The sequence below is a fragment of the Limnobaculum eriocheiris genome (assembly GCF_021010575.1).
GTDB classification, from domain to species: domain Bacteria; phylum Pseudomonadota; class Gammaproteobacteria; order Enterobacterales; family Enterobacteriaceae; genus Limnobaculum; species Limnobaculum eriocheiris.
The window spans coordinates 156,788-176,225 of sequence record NZ_JAJNAG010000003.1 but is presented as its reverse complement, the minus strand read 5'-3'; the positions used below and the strand labels follow the sequence as shown (position 1 = coordinate 176,225).

Below are 19,438 nucleotides of genomic sequence, written 5' to 3'. Positions count from 1 at the left end.
TCATGGTGGTACCCAAAGTTGAGCGTAAAACGATAGACGACCTGGTGGCGTCGCTGAGTTATCAGACCCACCACTTTCCGGGCACCACGCTGACCATTGCTGTTGCGCTGATGCCGGATGGCTTTATGGTCAGCAGTGGATTCAGCGCCACGGCGCATCCGGGTCTGTTCGATGAAGAGACTGGCAGGAAAGTGGCGATCGCTAAAGCGCAGCGCAATGAGACTGAAGCGCTGTGGCAGTTTGAAGGGTACAGGCTGAAGTCACAGCTGGCGTTGGGAAAACACGATGACCGTTGAGATCGAAGATAAAGGCGGTGACTGCGGTTCGATTGGCATGGGGAATGGCACCTGGTTCACCCTCCTCGATATTCCGGGGGTGGAAAATCTTTTTAATACCCGAAAAACCAATTACCCGATTGACTGCACCCGCTCCAAAGCACGGAAGCTGGCTGACCTGATTGAGGCATGGGAACCGCCTGACCACTGGTTCACCGGCATCGGTAAAGCTGAAGGAAAGGCGCTTCTCATTGCATTTCTGCGTAACTGCAAAGGGTTTCGCACTCACTGATATCACAGGGGCTTCGGCCCCTTTCTTCTTAATCCCCTTTAATATATGTTCCCCGCGTCACCAGACATACTGCCCTGAACTTACACAGGAGCATGAACATGTCACAGACCCAAACAGAAGCAGAAATCTTTGTCCTGCAGTTCCCTTTCACCACGGCAGCAGGTAACTCCATTTCTCAACTCACCCTTAAGCGCCTGACGGTTAAAGACCTCAAACTGGTCAAGAAAACGCATAAAGACCCGGCAGATTGGGATGAGCCACTGATTTCCCGCAGTACCGGCCTGCTCCCGGAGGACATGGACAACATGGACCTGGCCGATTATCTGGAGCTGCAGACCCGATTTCAGCAAATCACGGGGTTGGGCAAGAGCGACAAAGATGCTGACGCAGGCACAGGGACTGCTGGCGAGGTGGTTTAGATTTCAGCCGGGGGAGATTGATGCCCTCGATACTGACGATCTGGAGATGTGGCTGGAGCAGGCTGAAGAGCAAATCAAAAGCGAGTTCGGCGACAATCAGTAACTCCTCATCACCTGACAGCCGCCACTCGCGGCTGTTCTGCATGCCTCTCCGATATTCCCCTTACGTTTTTTCGCTTTCAGAGGATAACCAGCGTGGCCAGTGAATTTTCAGTTGGCGTCATTATTGGCGGGATTGTCGGAAGCAGCTTCCGTTCTGCCGTCAGCGGTACCCGACGCGCCCTCGACTCCCTTGGCGATACATCACGCCGTCTGCAGGAGCGGCAAGATAATTTAACTCAGAAAATTGCCCGCTATGGTCACCTCGGTACCTCTTCCATGCAGAACCTGAACAATGCTCTGCTGCGGGTTGGTCGAACAATGGAACAGGTTGAGCGCCAGCAGCGTCGTCTTTCGGTGGTATCTGCCACCAGTGATGCGCAGAAAGCTAACCGCATGGCGCTCTATGGGCAGGGGGCAGAAACCTATGCCATAGGCAGAACACTGGGGTCACCAGTTATGGCCTCAATCAAACAATATGCCTCGTTTGAGTCCCAGCTTCGCGATATCAGCGTGACCGGCGATCTGGATGCACGTCAGGAGCAGGCTATCGGTACTGCTATTCGTCAGGCATCGCTCAGGGTTAACCAGCTGCAGGAGTCTTTGTTGGGTGGTGTTGGTCAACTGGTTGCTGATGGTATGAACCCGGAACAGGCAGCAAAGTTTGCCGGAATGCTGGGCAAAGCAGCCACAGCCACCAAAGCGGATATGACAGACCTCGCCAAAATGACCTATGCCTTCAGCGATGCGCTTAAAATTACCGATGCGAAGGAGCTGGAGCAGGCTTTTGGAATTGCGGCAACTGGGGCAAAGCTTGGGTCATTTGAACTGAAGGATATGGCGAAAGCGTTGCCCGGTATGGCCAAAGCTTTCGCGGCCCGTGGTATTTACGGTAAAGACGCCATAACCCAGATTGTCGCCAGTCTGGAAGTGGGTAAAGGCAGCGGCTCTGCAGAGGAAGCAGTCACCAATATGTCTAACTGGCTGGCGGCGATGGGGCGCGGAGATACCATTCAGAAATATGCCAAAGCCGGAGTGGACTATCAGGGGTCAATGCAAAATTATGTAGCCCAGGGACTCTCTCAGTATGAAGCCTCTCTGATGATTGCCAACCGATTTATCGACGGTAAAAGCAAGGCATTCGTACAACAATGGAAAGCTGCAGGATCAAGAGGCGATCAGGAAGGCCAGCAGAAGTTGATGGAATCCTTTGGACTGGCGGAAGTGTTCACCGATATTCAGACTGTCAACCATCTGCTGGCGATGCGCCAGGGCTGGGATAAGTACCAGTCTAATAAACAGGAAATGAACACTCCCTCTGCGATGTCTACCCTGGACAAGGATGCAGCAAAACAGAATGACACACTCGAAGGACGCTGGCGCAGTACCCAGATTGGTTTTAACGACTCGGCCATTAGCATCGGAGAATCATTACGCCCGGCTTTGATCCAGTTGGGGGAAACTTTCATCCCCTTAATGAACAGCGTTGGCAAATGGATAGCGGCAAACCCGCAGCTCGTCAGCGGTACCATTAAGGTTGTGGGTGCATTACTTGCCTTCAAGATGGCCACAATCGGTCTCAAGCTGGGGCTGAATCTCCTTATCTCACCATTTACCAGCGTATGGGGAAGTGTTGTCAGGCTTCGAGCTAACTGGCTTCGTCTGACCCTTGCACTGGGTGAAGGCGGCAAACTCCGCTGGTTAGTGACCGGCTTCAGCGCTGTCGCCAAAGGGGCTGGTACGCTGGGGCGTGTACTTGGTGGCAGTCTTGTTCGCGGCATTATGCTCGTCGGACGGGCAGTTCTCTGGATTGGCCGGGCGCTGATGATGAACCCTATCGGTCTGGCCATCACCGCTGTTGCTGTGGCTGCTTACCTTATTTACCGCAACTGGGGAGCGGTCAGCGGCTGGTTTAAACAGCGCTGGGCAGACATTAAAACGGCGTTTAACGGCGGTATCGTGGGGATTGGTAAGCTGCTGATTAACTGGTCGCCGGTTGGTCTGCTCTACAAAGCCTTTGCGGCTGCGCTGAAATATCTCGGCGTTGATCTGCCAGCGAAGTTCACTGACTTCGGTGGCCATCTTATCGACGGGCTGATAAACGGCATCAAAAACAAATGGGACTCGCTCAAAACCACCGTCACCGACATGGGAGACAGCGTCGGCGGCTGGTTTAAAGAAAAACTGGGTATTCACTCGCCGAGCCGGGTGTTTATGGGCTTTGGTGACAACATCGCACAGGGAGCAGCCATCGGCCTGCAGCGAACCACTCCGCTTGCGGCGCTGGCCGGGCAGCGGCTGGCTGAACAAATGACACCGGATGTACCTCGTATCCCGTCGCCAGAAATCATGGCTGCGGGGTATTCAGGCCGTGGCGCAGCTGCATCCGGTGGCGGAATGTCTGGTGGTATTCAGGTCGACTTTAATCCTCAGTTCTACCTCAATGGCAAAGAGACAGCAGCGCCAGCCGGGCTGACCGGTGCGCTGAATATGAGCGTGCACGAGCTGGAAAAAATGCTGGAGCGCCTGCTGGCTCAGCAAGAACGCAGGAGGTACAGCTGATGTTTGCGGTTCTGGGCGATATTGAATTTGAGCTGATTACCTACTGGGATGGCTTCGAGGCGACGTTCGGCGTCGATTATGCCGAGCATGCCCGCATCGAAGGGAAGCCCGGCCTGCAGTTCATCGGCGACAAGCTGGATGAAATCCAGATAAGCCTGGTCTTTCACCAGCACTATTGCGTGCCCGACGTCGAGCTGGCACGCCTCAGAACGGCGATGAAGGCCCATCAGGCGCTGGCGCTGGTCTTCGGGAATGGCGACTATCGCGGCTGGTTTGTGATTACCGACGTGACCGCGACTAGCGAGCAGACCGACAGCACCGGCAACGTGCTGGCCGTCAATGCCACCGCGTCTCTCCGGGAGTACATCGGCGACCCTAAAAACCCTCTGAAGCCGCCCGCTATCCGTGCGCAGGTACCGGGCACCGGCGCGGTGTCTTCTGCGGTTCCGTCACCTTCCGGCGTGGCGCAGTACGTACGGGACGGCGTCAACTATGCGAAGCAGGCACAGTCAGTGCTCCAGACCACCATGAGCGCGGTACGGATTGCACAGAAAATGAAGGATAACCCGACTGTGGCGCTGACCCGCGTACCAGGATTGATGAGTGGGCTGGGGAATATCTCCGGGTCGCTGGGCAGCAGTATCCCGGCGTTTAATGCGCTGGCGGAGTCCATGCCGGATGCCGTCAGCCTGGCCCGGTCCACCGGTGAGGCCGCCTCGTATGTTCAGCAAGCGCAGTCCGCGCTGAACGGCGTTGACGGGAGCAATATTGCGGCGGCACTGGATGCGGTTTCCGGCCAGCTTAATTCCGCCAGCACCACGTTCACCCGTATGTCGCCGGGGTTAAGCACCATGGCAGCCAGAATCATGGCGAGGAGTGTCTGATGTTTCTTGAGCATGTCACCCGTGACGGGGAGCGCTGGGACGCGCTTGCCTGGCAGTATTACGGCGACCCGATGGGCTACCCCCGGATTATTGCCGCCAATCCGCACGTGGCCATCACGCCAGTGCTTCCCTCCGGGCTGTTGTTGCTTATCCCGGTGATTGAGGCTGAAGAAGCCACGACAGAAGAGGATACTCCGCCATGGCTGAGGTAAGCAGTTCGCAGGCATCGTCTGCCCTGACTGGCGTCAGCGATGTACTTTCACCGGTGTTCACCTTGTGGTATCTGAAAAAGAATATCACCAGCGATATCACCCCGTACGTCACCCGCATTACGTACAGCGATAACATCAAAAATGAGTCCGACACCATCGAAGTGGAGCTGGATGATACCGATGGTCGCTGGCTGGATACGTGGTATCCGGGCAAAGGCGACACGCTGACCCTGAAGGTGGGCTACCAGGGCGAGAAGCTGTTGTCCTGCGGTACCTTCTCTATCGACGAGATCGAGGTCAGTTCGCCTGCGTCCGTGGTTTCTATCCGGGGCGTGGCCACCTCAGTCAACAGCGCGTTACGGACGAAATCAAGTCGAGGTTTCGAAAGCACAACGCTGGCGGCCATCGCCGGGCGTATTGCCAAAAAGCATCAGCTGAAGCTTGTCGGCAGCATCGAGGTCATCAAAATTGACCGGGTGACGCAGTACGCCGAGACCGATGTGGCCTTTCTGCACCGGCTTGCCAGCGAGTACGGCTATGCGGTGAAGATTGTCAGCGACCAGCTGATATTTTCGCATCTGGCCACGCTTCGCAGCCAGGAGCCGGTGCGGCAGCTGAAGCCGCAGGACGTGGCCCGTTACTCGCTGCGCGATACCATCAACCGGGTCTACAAATCCGCCAGGGTCAAGCACCAGAAGAGCAGCTCGAAAAAGCTGATTGTGTATGAGGCTGACGGTGGTACCAGTGAGAGCAGCAAGCAAACCAAAGGCGGCAAGGTCACCAGCGCCGATCGGCTTCAGGTCAACAGCCGCGTCAGTGACCCGGACAGCGCCCGCATTAAGGCCGATTCCGCGCTGGCTCGTCACAACGAATACCAGCAGAGCGGCTCACTGACGCTGATGGGCGCATCCCAGCTGACAGCGGGCAATAAAATTGAGCTGTCAGGCTTTGGCCAGCTATCCGGGCCGTGGCTGATAACCACTGCCCGCCATACGCTTGACCGCAGCAGCGGCTACGTGACCGAGCTGGATGTGGCGCGGGGGCCGGTGACGCGGGGTAAGGCGAAGAAAGGCAATAAGACCGGCAAGACCCAGACACTTACTGTCTACAAGCCGGACGGCAGCACATCCACGGTAATAAAGGAAAAGAAAAAATGACAGGCGTAACCCTGCAGACCGGTACAGTCAGTGCCGTCGATGCTGATGGCGTGAAAGCCCGCGTCCGTTTGCCTGAGTGCGATAACATGCGCACCAACTGGCTGGACGTCCTTCAGCGTAATACCCAGAACAACAAAGACTACTGGCTCCCGGACGTGGGGGAGCAGGTCAAGGTGCTGCTGGATGAAAACGGCGAAGATGGTGTGATTCTTGGTGCAGTCTATTCCGACATTGATAGACCCTCGTTCAGCGACAAGAACGTTCGCGGCACAACTTTCAGCGACGGGGCGGAGATCAGCTACCACCGGGGCACCCATACGCTCACCATTAAGGGCGGGATCGAGCATCTTGTGATTGAGTGTAGTGCTGACGTGCTCGTGAAAACGCAGAAAGCCACGATTGATGCGCCAGAAACCATAATGACCGGGGACCTGCTTGTCATGGGTAAGCTCACTTATGAGGGAGGCATGACTGGTTCTGGCGGTGAAGGTGCCACCGCAACCATTCAGGGCAATATCGAGATTGAAGGGAATGCCCACGCCACCGGTAGCATGCTGTCTGATGGCGCAAACTCCAACCACCACTCCCACTGAACCTTATTAAACGCCTTTAATATCGGCATTCCCTTCCGGGGGCAATACTGCCCCCATGAAAACAACCTCAGTATTCTGGCAACCGGCCCTGCAGGCCCCCGGCGAAATCGTCCAGGGGCTGGATGATATCTGGCAGGCCATTCAAATCATTCTGCGCACTCCTCGTGGCAGCGACCCGCACCGCCCGGAGTTCGGCAGCAATCTTCACCTTTATATTGACTGGCCCGTTGATCGTGCCATTCCGCACGTCGTGCGCGAGTCCGTCGATGCCATTCGCCGCTGGGAGCCTCGCTGCCAGCTGACGTCAGTTAAACCCGCCGTTGACGGTGAACATCTTACGCTCCGGGTGAGCTGGAAAGGCTCAGACGGACAACCCCGGACTCAGGAACTGCTATGGCGCTGACAGAACCCGATTTTATTGAACGCGATGCCGACAAAATCACGGCAGAAATGATTGCGAAGTATGAGGCGGATACCGGCAAAACGCTGTATCCGGCACAGGCCGAACGTCTGCTGATTGACCTCTGGGCCTATCGCGAAATGCTGGTCAGGGTGGCGGTACAGGAGGCGGCGAAGCAGAATCTGGTCGCCTTTGCCCGTGAGCCGATGATTGATTACCTCAGTGAACTTGTCGGTGTATATCGTCTTGCCGCACAGCCTGCCACCACAACGCTTCAGTTCTCCGTGGATGAGGCGCTGGCCATTGATGTGCTGATTCCGGCAGGAACCCGCGTCAGCGCTTCCGATAGCATTATTTTTGCCACCGATACGGACGTGGTGCTGAAGGCCGGATTGTTGCTGGTCAATGCCACGGCCACCTGTACTGAACCGGGAGCCGCTGGCAACGGCTGGCAACCTGCGCAGGTTAGTCAGTTGCTCGATGAGATTGATAACGTCGACCTGCAGGTGACTAATCTGGTGGCCAGTTCTGGCGGTTCTGAGCAGGAAGACAATGACAGGCTTCGCGAGCGTACCAAACTGGCCCCGGAGTCATTCACCAACGCCGGAAGCCGTATGGCATACCGTTTTCATGCCATGGGAGCACATCCCAGCATTGTCGATGTCGCCGTTCTCTCGCCTGTGCCCGGCACCGTCGAGCTGTATCCACTGCTCAGCACCGGTCTGCCGGACGACAGCATCCTCACGCTGGTCGAGAGCTTCTGTTCGGATGAGAAAGTCAGACCGCTCACTGATACCGTGCGGGCTAAAACACCTGTGCAGGTTGATTACGCCATTGAAGCCAACATCACTATTTATCGTGACCAGGATGCCAACTCGATAAAGGATAGTGCCAACAGCGCGATACAGAACTGGGTGGCGTCCCGTACCGCCACTCTGGGGCGCGATATTGTCCCCAGTCAGATTATCAGCGTGCTGTCCGTTGCCGGAGTGTATCAGGTCGAACTGGTGACACCGGCGCTGAAGGTAGTGGCAGAAAACGAATGGGCAAACTGTACGGCGATCACTCTTAACATGACCGGAGTGTCTGATGGCTGAGCCGCTACAACTCCCGCCGCCGCTTGAGGGTGATATCAGTCTCAGAACGCTGGGAAGACTGGCCGGGCGGCTGGATAACATCGACTTGAGCGTACTGATGGTTTATCTCGTCGATATCGTAGACAGTTCCGCGCTGCCATGGCTGGGCGAGCAGTTCTCACTGTTCGGCGATGGCTGGGAGCTGGCGGAATCGGACGATGTTCGCCGCATGCTTATCAAATCCGCTATCGAGCTGCACCGCTACAAAGGGACGCCGTGGTCAATCCGGGAAATTATCCGCCGTTTTGGCTTTGGCGAAGTGGATCTGATTGAAGGCACTGGCCAGATTGGCTACGACGGCAAACACACTTACAACGGGCTTTTCGTCCATGGTGATGCGGAAGCCTGGGCGGTCTATCGCGTCATCCTTCAACAGCCCATTACTAACGACCAGGCAGCACTGTTACGTCAGACGCTCGCTGCCTTTGCTCCGGCCCGCTGCCATCTGGCGAGCCTTGAGTATCAGTCTGTCGCCATTCGCTATAACAACACCGTCAACTATGACGGCAGCTATAACCACGGGAGCAGTTAATTATGGCAAACCTACCTGAAACCCCGCAGTGGGAAGACGGCATCTACCAGATTGAGGTCTCTGACCCCGTTCTGGGCGGGCCTGACGGAATTTCTAACCGCCAGGGTAAACAACTGGCCAGCCGCACGTTGTACCTGAAGCAACAGGTCGAAAAAGGCGGAACAGACCTTGCTGCGCACATCGCGGCAGCAGACCCGCATACTCAGTACGCGCCAAAGGCCAGCCCAACATTCACCGGCACGCCGACTGCGCCCACACCGGCAAACAGTGACAACAGCAAAAAGCTGGCCACAACGGAATTTGTGGCCAAAGCGCTTGCCGCACTTGCTGGTAGCGCACCTGAGACGCTGGATACGCTCAAAGAGCTGGCCGATGCCCTGGGTAACGATCCAAACTTTGCAACCACGGTACTGAACAAGCTGGCGGAGAAGCTGGCCAAAGACCAGAACGGCGCGGATATTCCTGACCCGGTGCTCTTTGTCAAAAACCTTGGTTTGAAAGAAGCGGCAAAACGGGATGTGGGAACGGGGGTAAATCAGATACCGGATATGAGTTCATTTCTTGCAAGTCTGTCTACAAACGGCTACCAAAGGTTTCCCGGTGGTCTAATTGTTCAATGGGGGAATGGTTTTCCTGATTCAGTTGGATCTGTGACAATTAATTACCCCGTTGCTCATACTCAAAAACCTTTCTACATTGGATTTGGTTATCGCCAGTCAAGTACGCCAACAGCAATGCAGTCAATCGTTTTGAACGATCAGATTGTTAATAACATAGGGTTTCAGGCTAAGTGTTATCAAAATGATGGCTCGGGGATGATTCCTGGGCAAAGCGCCTTTTTCTGGTTTTCGGTAGGTAAATGACATGTATATGTATAGTGCTAAAAACAATGCCTTCTATCTTTCTGATAACGAGGATTTATATAAGGCAGAAGGTACGTGGCCTGATGATGCCAGGTCAGTTTCAGATAAGATTGCTGAAGAATTTATGGCAGAGTCACCTGTCGGGAAAAAGCGTATTGCCGGAAAGGATGGCTACCCATCCTGGGGGGAGATTCCACCACCAACTCAGGAAGAGTTAGCTGCAGCAGCTGTTGTTGAAAAGCAGAGTCGAGTTGACCAGACCAATGCTTACATAAATAGTAAACAATGGCCCGGTAAAGCGGCGATTGGTCGTCTGAAAGGTGACGAGCTGGCACAGTACAATCTATGGCTAGATTATCTGGATGCGCTTGAGGTGGTAGATACGACCATCGCACCAGATATCAAATGGCCTACACCTCCGGCTTCGGCGGAAAGGTAATGCCAGGCGCGGTACTGGTATCGACTTTAGTCAACCTGTATCGGTACCGCTGCCATTCTGTCAGGCGTGTCACGTCTGCATCATCGATGTAGCCTCCAGCCTGAGCATCTGCCAGTGGGGCGATAATTGCTGTCGCCTCCGCCAATAATGCGGTTTTCGTCTGTTCCGCTTCTGTCACTGCTGCCTCGTGCAGTGCCCTCGTGTCGGTCTCCCACTCGCTGCCGTTCCACTTATCGTATGGAGTGGCAGGAGCCAGCGTTGTAGTACCGACCGGGTAATCACCCAGTGCCGTGATGGCAACCGCTTCGCCTGTTTCAGTGCTGTAAACAACCTCACCACGACGATCAGCTACATATTCCCACGCACTTAGATCTGCTGTCCGGCAAATGGCAAAACCCTCTTTGCTTTCGCCCGGCGCATCGGTGCAGGAATTTGCAGGAATACCAACCCCCACGGCGAGATGCTCAACGGATGAAGACAGATATTCGCGTGCCTCACCATAGTAGTTAAAGACGGTGATATCACCGGCAACCGTAGCAATAAATTCATTGTTTAATTCTGCCTGAGACATTATGCGGCCCTCACGATGTAGTTAAATGCGATGTTTCGCGCACGTGTTTCAGTTGCAGTGCGGACTGCGCGTGATGCATCAAACGACCAGTTACAGGCACCATATCCAACATCAGGGCCGGGAGCAGGAGATAAACCAACGGAACCTAGCTGGTCGATTTGATTAAACGGACCGGTGTACATCGTATCTTTAAAGAGCTGGGTTCTTCCCAACGTCCCGACAATATTTTGAATAGCATCCCCCTGAGCCGACAGTAAGCTACGCCCGGAATCCACACCGCGCCCATCATCCCAGCCACGGATAAACTCCCCGCGTAAATCAGGCAGTCTGAGTGCCGGATAAGCCTGAGCCAGCTTAGGGTACTGGGAAGCAGTGAACGCGGCTCCGTTGCACTTAAGCCATCCCGTTGGGGGGGGTGCTGACGGCCACGGAATGGGAACGCCAACCGGCAAAGCAGAGCCTTCCCCTAAACCAAGGTTTTTGGAAAAGCGGTTACACATAGCGAAATCTGTAAAAATCCTCCCTCCGCGACATAGAGGAGGAGAATTGATGGCCGTCATTGGTTATATCCGCGTATCAACAATCGACCAGAATAGCGATTTACAGCGTAATGCACTCACAAGCGCAAACTGTGACCGCATTTTTGAAGACCGTATGAGCGGAAAAGTTGCCAGCCGCCCCGGTCTTAAACGCGCTTTAAAGTGCGTTAATAGCGGAGACACCCTGGTCGTGTGGAAACTGGACAGGCTGGGACGCAGCGTTAAGAACCTGATCGCACTGATATCAGAGTTACATGAACGCGGTGCCCACTTCCGCTCTTTAACAGACAGTATTGATACCAGCACTGCCATGGGGCGTTTCTTTTTCCACGTGATGTCTGCACTGGCGGAGATGGAACGCGAGCTGATCGTCGAACGAACACTGGCTGGGCTGACAGCAGCTAGGGCACAGGGGCGCATCGGTGGAAGACCCAATGCATTAAAGCCGCATGAGCGGGAACAGATTGGGCGGCTATTGGCTAAGGGGCATACCCGCCAGCAGTTGGCCATTATCTACGGGGTGGGGTTATCTACGCTCTACCGGTATTTTCCGGTTGATGGTCAGAGGAAGGATGACGCGGTAGGATTGTAATTCTTTTGCAAATGTTGAAACGCCGCAGCGATGCCATTTATCTCACGGAAATGGGCGCATTTATCGCGCGGCGCATCAATCAGAATACAGAAAAAGATTATCGCCGTAATCAGAGTATGGCACCAAAAGGCTATGTCTCTGCCACTATGCTGGACGCTTCGCTCAAAGCCCGGGATACCGCATTTCATCAAGTGAATGCTGCCCGCGCCCTGTTGGATGAAGCACAACATGGCGATCGCGCCGAACAGAAAGATGCCTTTGTCGCCGCCCTTCATCAGGCAGAGGAAAACCTGACGCAAATAAAAGTTCAGCAGGACGATCTGCTGGTTAAAGCCCCGGTAGATGGTGAAATTGGCACCATTCCCGCAGAACAGGGGGAATTGCTTAACGCCGCCAGCCCGCTGTTAACCATTATTCGCCTGCCGAATGCCTATTTTGTCTATAACCTGCGTGAAGACATTTTGGCTAATGTGCGTAAGGGTGACAAAGTGATGTTGCAGATACCAGCATTAAAAAATCAGCAAATTGAAGCAGAGGTGCGCTTTATTTCACCAATGGGCGATTTCGCAACCAAACGGGCCACCCGAGCGACCGGCGATTTTGATTTAAAAACTTTCGAAGTGCGGCTCTATCCGGTTAAACCGGTTGAAGGGCTGCGTCCGGGGATGAGCACATTATGGAAATGGGAAGATTAAAAGCAGGCTGGCGCTGCTTTAACCGCTCATTTAATGTAGAAGCTAAAGCAGGTTCACGCAGCATTGTACTCCACTGGTTAACCTGGATCTTTCCTCTGCTGCTGTTTACGGTTATCAGCGCCAACTTCTCTGCCGGAACCATGCTGAAGCTGCCGGTTGCGGCGGTAGATAACGACCATAGCAACCTGTCCCGGCGTATTATCCGCGATTTGGCTGCCGGCTCTCATGCTCAAATAACCCAGTATGATGACCTGCAACAGGCACAGGTGGATCTGCGTTCGGCTAAAGTTTATGCACTGTTGTACATTCCCCATAATTTCGAAGCGGATGTATTAGCCGCCCGTCAGCCAACTCCGGCGCTTTACTATAATGGTCTGTTTTATGGTGCGGGCCTTTACTCTACTCAGGATTTTCCCGGTCTGACATCAGGCCTGAATCAAACCTATTCGCAAATTATTGCGGCGGCCATTGGTCGTCCGCTGCCGCCGCTGGCACAGGTCAGTATCTCTTATGAAAGTCTGTTTAATGCCAGCGGTAACTTTATTTACTATCAGCTCTTTGCGGCAACTATCCACATTCTTCAACTGTTTGTGGTTACCTGTACTATCTATGTTTTGAGTCGACGTAAAGTGCTGCTTAATGCCCGCCCCTTCAGCCTGGCGCTGATAGGTAAACTGGCACCTTATACGATTATCTATACCATATTGCTGATGGTAGAGATTGCCGCGCTGGTCACCTATTCCGGGGCCAGAATCAATGGCAACCCACTGTTTATGCTGGCTATTGGCTTCTTTTATATTATGGCGGCGCAAAGTATTGGTTTGCTGCTGTTTACCTTTACCAAAGACATTATTACCGCTTATACCTTAATAGGTCTGCTGGTCGGTATCGCCATGACCTATTCCGGTACCGCCGTACCGGAACTCTCTATGCCGCTGATTGCTCAAATTATCGCTAACATTGAACCGCTGACCCATGCCCTGTACGCCCTGTTTGACGTTTTCTTGCGTGGTGTTCCCGCATCATCACTGGTGTATGTCTGCATATTATTGCTGGTTTATCCGCTGATCGCTGCATTTCTGGTGAGAAAACGCTTACCCAAGCGCCTGCAAAGCGGAGACATTCGATAATGATGAAGGCCTATTGTCGCGGCTTTATGATGATCATGAACCGCATGTTGGAAAAACCCATGTGGATGCTGTTGCTCTGCTCGCTGTGCATTATGAGTCTGGTTTACGTTAACCATTCGGTGTGGGATCTACCAGTGGCCGTCATCGATCAGGATCACAGTTCCGCCAGCCGTATGGTAACCCGCAGTCTGGATGCCAGTTCTAAAATTGCAGTGCGAAGCTACACCACCATTGAAGAAGCACAGCAAGATCTGGCTGCCCGTAAGCTGTTTGCCATAGTGGTACTGCCACACAATATGGAAAAGCGCATTTTGCATGGCGAAAACGTCACTATTCCGGCCTATGGCGATGCGACTAACCGGTTGGCTAACGGACAGATAGAGCTGGATGTTATTAGCTCTTATCGCTCAATGAGCCTCTCTTACAACAGCCAGATTTTGATGAATAATGGATTCACCCCGGTTCAGATCCAGCGCATTCTCTCGCCAATCAAGGCGCAAAGCATCGATTTATTTAACCCCGGTATCAGCTTTGCGGCCATCACCTTTCCTGGCCTGATGGTGATGCTGCTACAACACACGCTGCTCATTGCCGGTACGCGCACCAGCATTGTGTTACATACCCTGCCGCAGGGAAAACCTCCGCTGCCAGTCTATCTGGGCTGCCTGTCGGCCCTGATCCCCATTTGGCTGTTTTTATCGGTGGTCCTGTTTGTTATCTGGCCAATGCTATTGGGCTATCGACAGACGGCATCAATACCCGAAATCCTGCTGCTGACCTTTCCGTTTATTCTGGCAACGTTAGGCTTTGCCAAGCTGATTACTGAATGTTTGCGTAGTATTGAGTTGATTTATCTGACGTTAGCAATGGTCACTACGCCGGTTTTCTATATTTCCGGCACTATCTGGCCATTACAGTTGATGCCTAAATGGGTGTGGTTTATTTCCCACCTGCTGCCATCAACCTGGGCAACCAATGCTATTGCCAGCGTTAACCAGATGGGGCTTTCCATTACCGAGGTGGGGGATGACGTGGTGATGATGTTGGTACTGGGCGCAAGCTATGCCACCCTCGGCTGGCTGGTGGGAGCACTGAGAGATGGTCACCTGAGGCGCTTTATTACCACTATCAGGCATCGTCGTTCGCACAAAAAATCGTAATCCCGGCCGCTGGCCGGGATAGCCTTTAATTTACTTAATGGCTTTTAAATTAAGCACTGCCGGGTCCTGCTCATCCACCGACACGGTGACGCTGTGTTCGGAATCCTGACCAATATAGGATTCGGCAGCCACCAGCATATACGGGAACATATAGCGTAAATCGCCGTTATCGTTATTGCTGACAATCAGCACATCCCACAGTGGTTTTACCATTTTGTCTTTACGGTAGATGGCGGCATCAATGGACTGCAAACGGATCAGTTTTCGGTACACAATAGATTGATAAACCATCGGTTCATAAGCCGGATATCCCAGCATTGGATAAGGATAATAACCAAAACGGGAACCGTAGAACGGTCCGACTCGCGGGTACACTGGGGTATTCACGATCTCGGTATGAACCTGTGGTTCGCTCACCCGATAGCTCAAAGAGATCAGCACTTCCGCATCCTGCTGATTCTTCACCTGCACATAACCCTGCTGATTCAACACAACCGCTACCTGACGGGCATATTCTGCAAAGCTCAGGTCATCATTAACCGGTTGATAGTGGTCAGAGACAATGGCAAACTTTTTATACTGGGTTGTCACATCTTTCGCCTTAATGGCGCTGACCTGAACATATTCTGTCTGAGCACAGCCGGAAAGCACACCGACTAACAGCAAAGTGAAGACCATTTTCCAGTTCATAAACGTGCTCCCAAGAGATAGATGACTACAATGTCTTTGTTTATTATGACAACAAAATGGGGAAATGAGTCGTTATCCTGATGAATAAATGATGAAATATTAACCACATCTTCTCATAACTTGCTACAGAACACATCTTGTAGACTCGCTTACTACAATTCATAACGTGACGCCGCATCAGGTCTGACGACATATTCTCTTTCAGGTAACGGGTTCTTTCTGTTTTCCCGCAGGATCTCTCTGCTATTCGCCTATTTTTTATCCGTTTAATCACCTAATTGCCTGTTTCCTCTCCATCCCCCACGCAATGGGGCTGCCATGCCATTTCCCCTCGAAAATTATGGTCTACACTTTAGCTTATCGGAGAGCTATTACGTTTCCCTTTCCGTCATTTCCGCGGTGGTGAGACCCGGATAATTCCTCTTTTATTAATACATAATCAAAAAAAGCAGGCGAGCAATGAAAAATTCAAACGATCCATCGGCGAAGCGCCGCAAATGGAGTGTGCTATGGATATTAGTCATAGGCATTATTCTTGGTGCGGTTTTATTAGGCGGCTCGGCGTATGTAATGCATAAAACCAGCGATACCGCGTTTTGCGTATCCTGTCATACTATGCAACAGCCACTGGCAGAATACCAGGGCAGCGTACATTTTCAGAATACCAAAGGTATTCGGGCCGAATGTTCTGACTGTCACGTTCCTCATCAACCGGTCGATTATCTTCTGACCAAAGTTGCAGCTTTAAAAGATGTTTACGGTGAAATGACCGGAAAGATCGATACGCCAGAAAAATATAACGCCCACAAACTGGAGATGGCCCAAAAGGTCTGGAAAGAGTTTGAAGCCAATAACTCAGCCACCTGTCGCTCCTGCCATAGCTTTGATGCCATGGATATCATTGCCCAAACGCCGGAAGCGCGTATGCAACACCCGGTCGCAATAAAAGAGGGACAAACCTGTATCAGTTGTCATAAAGGGGTCGCCCATATTCTGCCGGATATGAGTTCTCTTGCTGCCGCCGGTGCCTCCAAACTGTCTGACGCTGCCGCCAAAACGCCGGAAAGCGCCACTAAGCTCTACACCATCGGTACTCAACCTTTCTACTTACAGCCCGGTGAACAGCACAATGCCGGTAACCTGATGCCTTCCACCGAAGTGACCGTGGTCAAACGCGATGGGGATCGCGTATTGGTTAACGTCACTGGCTGGCAGCAAGACGGGGTGAACGAAGTGCTGTATGCGGCAGAGGGTAAACGCATCCTCAGCGTATTACTGGGTGATGAAGCCCGTACTAATCTTAAGGCACAAAATAGCGTAACCGATCCGGAAACCGGTTTGGTCTGGCATCAGGCGGCCATTCAGGTGTGGGTATCTAAAAACCAGCTGATCGACGATCAGGAAAAAATCTGGCAATACGCCTCCACCATGATGTCCACTAACTGTACAGGCTGTCACGGTTTAACCGCTCTCGACCGTTTCAACGCCAACCAGTGGATCGGGGTGGTCAAAGGAATGGCGCCAAGAACCTCGCTGACCGAAGAGCAGTTGCGCCTGTTGACTCAATACGTTCAGAAACACGCCAGCGATATGCAAAGCGCTCAACCTGCTAAATCTTAAGGAATAAAAAATGAAAAAATATGATTCTGAAGATCGCCGCATTGATGAGCAATCCGTGTTTGAACAACAACCGCTGAAACTAAGCCGCCGTCGTTTTTTACTGGGTACCAGTGCGATGGCGGCAGTGCCGTTGCTGAGTGGCCTGTGGCCCAAATCGGCTCTGGCGGAAGCCATCAGTCAGGCTTTACCCCAGTTTGTTGCCCTGCGTCAGGCTCAAAAGGGCATACTCACCGCAGCCCACTGGGGTGCGTTTGAAGCCATTGTTGAAAACGGTAAGATGATTGGTGTTCAATCGGTTAATGACGATCCCTACCCTAACGAACTGGTTACTATGGCCCCCTATCAGGTTCATGCCAAAAACCGCATCAAATATCCTATGGTGCGGAAAAGCTGGTTGGAACATGGTCCGGGGAGCCATCCTGAACTACGCGGCAATGATGAATGGGTACGGGTTAGCTGGGATAAGGCGCTGGATTTGGTCAGTAAACAAATTGCCCGCCTGCAAAAAGAATTTGGTCCACAGTCGATTTATGCCGGTTCCTACGGCTGGAAAAGTGTCGGTATGCTCCACAACTCCCGAACCTTATTACAGCGCCTGATGAACCTCAGCGGTGGCTTCCTTGGCTATGCCGGTGACTACTCCACCGGCGCGGCACAGGTCATCATGACCCATGTGGTTGGCTCTATGGAAGTGTATGAACAACAAACCGCCTGGCCAAACGTGATTGAAAACAGCCAACTGGTCATCATGTGGGGCTGTAACCCGATGGTCACTCTGAAAAACAGTTGGAACGTGCCGGATCACTATGGTCAGACCGGATTTGAAGCGTTGAAAAAGAAAGGTACTCGCATTATCAGTATCGATCCGGTGCATAACGACAGCGCTAAATTCGTCAATGCCGAATGGATTGCCCCTCATCCTTATACCGACAGTGCCATGCTATTAGGTATTGCCCATACGTTGCTGACGGAAAAGCTACACAATCCGGACTTTATCAAAACCTATACCGTTGGCTTCGATAAGTTTGAACAGTATCTGATGGGAAAAACCGATGGTGAAGAAAAAACCGCCGAATGGGCAGAAGCCATTTGCGGTATTAAAGCGGATACCTTACGTCAGCTCGCCCGCGATATGGCTAAAAACCGCACCATGATCATGGGGGGTTGGGGTATACAGCGTCAGCATCATGGTGAGCAACCTCACTGGATGCTGGTCACCGTTGCCTCTATGCTGGGGCAGATTGGCCTGCCAGGTGGCGGCTTCGGCTTTAGCTATCACTACTCTTCCGGCGGTAGCCCAACGGCTAAAGGCGGCATTGTAGCGGGTATCTCTGCGGGTAATGCACCGAAAAATGCACCTACGCCAATTCCGGTGGCACGTATTGCCGAATGCTTAACCAGCCCGGGAAAAACCGTTGATTTTAACGGCAATAAAGTCACCTATCCGGAAGTTAAAATGATCTATGTTTCCGGCGGTAACCCATTCCACCAGCATCAGGATACCAATAACCTGCGTAAGGCATACAGCCATGCGGAAACCGTGGTAGTCAATGAACCTTACTGGACCGCTACCGCGAAACACGCGGATATCGTTTTTCCGGTAACCACCAGCTATGAGCGTAACGATCTGGAAATGGGGGGCGATTACTCCCAGCTTTATGTATTCCCGATGCATCAATGCGTACCGCCGCAGTTTGAAGCGCGTAATGACTTCGATATTTTTGCCGGTTTAGCCGATCGTCTGGGAGTACATGATGCCTTTACCGAAGGAAAAGACGAAACCCAGTGGCTGAAAGGCATGTATGACGATATGAAACTGCAAGCCCGTAACGCCAGAGTTGCCCTGCCGCCGTTCGATATGTTCTGGGCATCTAACAACTATGTGCGCTTCCCGGTACCGGAAGCCAATACTCAATGGGTGCGCTTTGCTGACTTCCGGGAAAATCCACTGTTAAACCCTCTGGGTACGCCATCGGGTAAAATAGAGATCTTCTCTGATACCATCGCCAAAATGAATTATGCAGACTGTAAAGGGCACCCAAGCTGGATGCCGCCACACGAGTGGTATAAAGCGGACATCGCGGAAAAGTATCCGTTATCTCTGAACACCGCCCACGCCACCAACCGGCTGCATTCCCAGTTAGACAACACACCGCTGCGTGAAAAGCATGCGGTCGCCGATCGGGAAGCCATTTTGATTAACCCGCAGGACGCCGAGAAACGCGGCATCAAAAATGGCGATCTGGTTAGGGCATTTAACGATCGCGGGCAAATTCTGGTGGGTGCGATTGTCAGCGAAGATATTCGCAGCGGCGTAGTGCGCATCAGTGAAGGCGCCTGGTTTGATCCGGCCAATCCCGGTGAAGATAAACCTTTATGTAAAAATGGTAACGTTAACTGCCTGACTTTTGATATTGGTTCATCCAGTCTGGCGCAGGGTAACTGCGGGCAAATGGCCCAGTTGGAAATTGAAAAATATACCGGGCCGATGCTTAAAAATACCGCTCATGATGTGCCGATGGGAGCATAGTCGAATGTTAATTTACTGAGTCTGTAATCGAAACACCGGGCTTTGCCC

The 19,438-nt window shown here is 52.8% G+C and carries 22 protein-coding genes and 1 pseudogene; 20 read left to right on the top strand and 3 right to left on the bottom strand.

The window, feature by feature from the left end; genetic code table 11:
- The first annotated feature begins 2 nt into the window (after positions 1–2).
- From LPW36_RS02995 to LPW36_RS02930, 14 genes are all read left to right on the top strand, one after another.
- Positions 3–296 carry a Gp49 family protein gene (locus LPW36_RS02995; protein ID WP_230607999.1) on the top strand — a complete coding sequence of 98 codons (294 nt, stop codon included), beginning with the start codon at positions 3–5 and terminating at the stop codon, positions 294–296.
- Entirely contained in the window at positions 286–567 is a 282-nt protein-coding gene (locus LPW36_RS02990) for a hypothetical protein (RefSeq protein WP_230607998.1), read from the top strand. Before LPW36_RS02995 ends, LPW36_RS02990 begins: the two co-directional genes overlap by 11 nt.
- 98 nt (positions 568–665) lie before the next feature.
- Positions 666–986 (top strand): phage tail assembly protein, encoded by a 321-nt coding sequence (locus tag LPW36_RS02985; protein WP_230607997.1) that lies wholly within the window; start codon positions 666–668, stop codon positions 984–986.
- A complete protein-coding gene (locus tag LPW36_RS02980) occupies positions 946–1,089 on the top strand; it encodes a GpE family phage tail protein (protein WP_150148941.1) in 144 nt (47 codons plus the stop codon). Before LPW36_RS02985 ends, LPW36_RS02980 begins: the two co-directional genes overlap by 41 nt.
- Before the next feature lie 92 nt (positions 1,090–1,181).
- A complete protein-coding gene (locus LPW36_RS02975) occupies positions 1,182–3,647 on the top strand; it encodes a phage tail tape measure protein (protein WP_230607996.1) in 2,466 nt (821 codons plus the stop codon).
- On the top strand, positions 3,647–4,531 hold the full coding sequence (locus tag LPW36_RS02970; protein ID WP_230607995.1) for a phage tail protein: 885 nt from the start codon (positions 3,647–3,649) through the stop codon (positions 4,529–4,531). The genes LPW36_RS02975 and LPW36_RS02970 overlap by 1 nt, the downstream gene beginning before the upstream one ends.
- Entirely contained in the window at positions 4,531–4,743 is a 213-nt protein-coding gene (locus tag LPW36_RS02965) for a tail protein X (protein WP_181497797.1), read from the top strand. The genes LPW36_RS02970 and LPW36_RS02965 overlap by 1 nt, the downstream gene beginning before the upstream one ends.
- Positions 4,731–5,900 carry a phage late control D family protein gene (locus tag LPW36_RS02960; protein ID WP_230607994.1) on the top strand — a complete coding sequence of 390 codons (1,170 nt, stop codon included), beginning with the start codon at positions 4,731–4,733 and terminating at the stop codon, positions 5,898–5,900. The genes LPW36_RS02965 and LPW36_RS02960 overlap by 13 nt, the downstream gene beginning before the upstream one ends.
- A complete protein-coding gene (locus LPW36_RS02955) occupies positions 5,897–6,493 on the top strand; it encodes a phage baseplate assembly protein V (protein WP_230607993.1) in 597 nt (198 codons plus the stop codon). The genes LPW36_RS02960 and LPW36_RS02955 overlap by 4 nt, the downstream gene beginning before the upstream one ends.
- Before the next feature lie 55 nt (positions 6,494–6,548).
- Positions 6,549–6,896 (top strand): GPW/gp25 family protein, encoded by a 348-nt coding sequence (locus LPW36_RS02950; protein ID WP_054181147.1) that lies wholly within the window; start codon positions 6,549–6,551, stop codon positions 6,894–6,896.
- Entirely contained in the window at positions 6,887–7,990 is a 1,104-nt protein-coding gene (locus tag LPW36_RS02945) for a baseplate assembly protein (RefSeq protein WP_230607992.1), read from the top strand. Before LPW36_RS02950 ends, LPW36_RS02945 begins: the two co-directional genes overlap by 10 nt.
- Positions 7,983–8,561: a phage tail protein I gene (locus LPW36_RS02940; RefSeq protein ID WP_016246279.1), complete on the top strand. Its 579-nt coding sequence runs from the start codon at positions 7,983–7,985 to the stop codon at positions 8,559–8,561. Before LPW36_RS02945 ends, LPW36_RS02940 begins: the two co-directional genes overlap by 8 nt.
- Before the next feature lie 2 nt (positions 8,562–8,563).
- The gene (locus LPW36_RS02935; protein WP_230607991.1) at positions 8,564–9,424 is read left to right on the top strand and encodes a gp53-like domain-containing protein; all 861 of its coding nucleotides are present in this window, start codon (positions 8,564–8,566) and stop codon (positions 9,422–9,424) included.
- 1 nt (position 9,425) lies between these two features.
- Positions 9,426–9,863: a tail fiber assembly protein gene (locus tag LPW36_RS02930; protein ID WP_230607990.1), complete on the top strand. Its 438-nt coding sequence runs from the start codon at positions 9,426–9,428 to the stop codon at positions 9,861–9,863.
- Here the strand turns inward: LPW36_RS02930 and LPW36_RS02925 are convergent.
- Complete coding sequence (locus tag LPW36_RS02925; protein ID WP_230607989.1) at positions 9,835–10,434, bottom strand: tail fiber assembly protein; 600 nt, start codon at positions 10,432–10,434, stop codon at positions 9,835–9,837. The genes LPW36_RS02930 and LPW36_RS02925 overlap by 29 nt on opposite strands.
- A complete protein-coding gene (locus LPW36_RS02920; RefSeq protein ID WP_230607988.1) occupies positions 10,434–10,934 on the bottom strand; it encodes a phage tail protein in 501 nt (166 codons plus the stop codon). Before LPW36_RS02920 ends, LPW36_RS02925 begins: the two co-directional genes overlap by 1 nt.
- A gap of 49 nt (positions 10,935–10,983) precedes the next feature.
- On the opposite strand from LPW36_RS02920, the gene LPW36_RS02915 reads away from it, so the two are divergent.
- The 4 genes and pseudogenes from LPW36_RS02915 to LPW36_RS02900 all read left to right on the top strand — a co-directional run bounded on the left by LPW36_RS02915 (position 10,984) and on the right by LPW36_RS02900 (position 14,550).
- Positions 10,984–11,565 (top strand): recombinase family protein, encoded by a 582-nt coding sequence (locus LPW36_RS02915; RefSeq protein ID WP_137445288.1) that lies wholly within the window; start codon positions 10,984–10,986, stop codon positions 11,563–11,565.
- Between the two features lie 80 nt (positions 11,566–11,645).
- Positions 11,646–12,260: pseudogene (locus LPW36_RS02910) on the top strand (HlyD family secretion protein); the annotation flags it as partial.
- Positions 12,242–13,390, top strand: coding sequence for an ABC transporter permease (locus tag LPW36_RS02905; RefSeq protein ID WP_230607987.1), 1,149 nt, complete (start codon positions 12,242–12,244; stop codon positions 13,388–13,390). The pseudogene LPW36_RS02910 and the gene LPW36_RS02905, both read left to right, overlap by 19 nt.
- Before the next feature lie 2 nt (positions 13,391–13,392).
- A complete protein-coding gene (locus LPW36_RS02900; protein ID WP_230608030.1) occupies positions 13,393–14,550 on the top strand; it encodes an ABC transporter permease in 1,158 nt (385 codons plus the stop codon).
- Positions 14,551–14,580: 30 nt separating this feature from the next.
- Here LPW36_RS02900 and LPW36_RS02895 read toward each other — a convergent pair whose 3' ends face one another.
- Positions 14,581–15,240: a DUF4136 domain-containing protein gene (locus LPW36_RS02895; RefSeq protein WP_230607986.1), complete on the bottom strand. Its 660-nt coding sequence runs from the start codon at positions 15,238–15,240 to the stop codon at positions 14,581–14,583.
- A gap of 459 nt (positions 15,241–15,699) precedes the next feature.
- On the opposite strand from LPW36_RS02895, the gene LPW36_RS02890 reads away from it, so the two are divergent.
- Entirely contained in the window at positions 15,700–16,860 is a 1,161-nt protein-coding gene (locus LPW36_RS02890) for a NapC/NirT family cytochrome c (protein WP_230607985.1), read from the top strand.
- A 10-nt stretch (positions 16,861–16,870) separates the two neighbouring features.
- Positions 16,871–19,390, top strand: coding sequence for a trimethylamine-N-oxide reductase TorA (gene torA, locus LPW36_RS02885; RefSeq protein ID WP_230607984.1), 2,520 nt, complete (start codon positions 16,871–16,873; stop codon positions 19,388–19,390).
- The last annotated feature ends 48 nt before the right edge of the window (positions 19,391–19,438 follow it).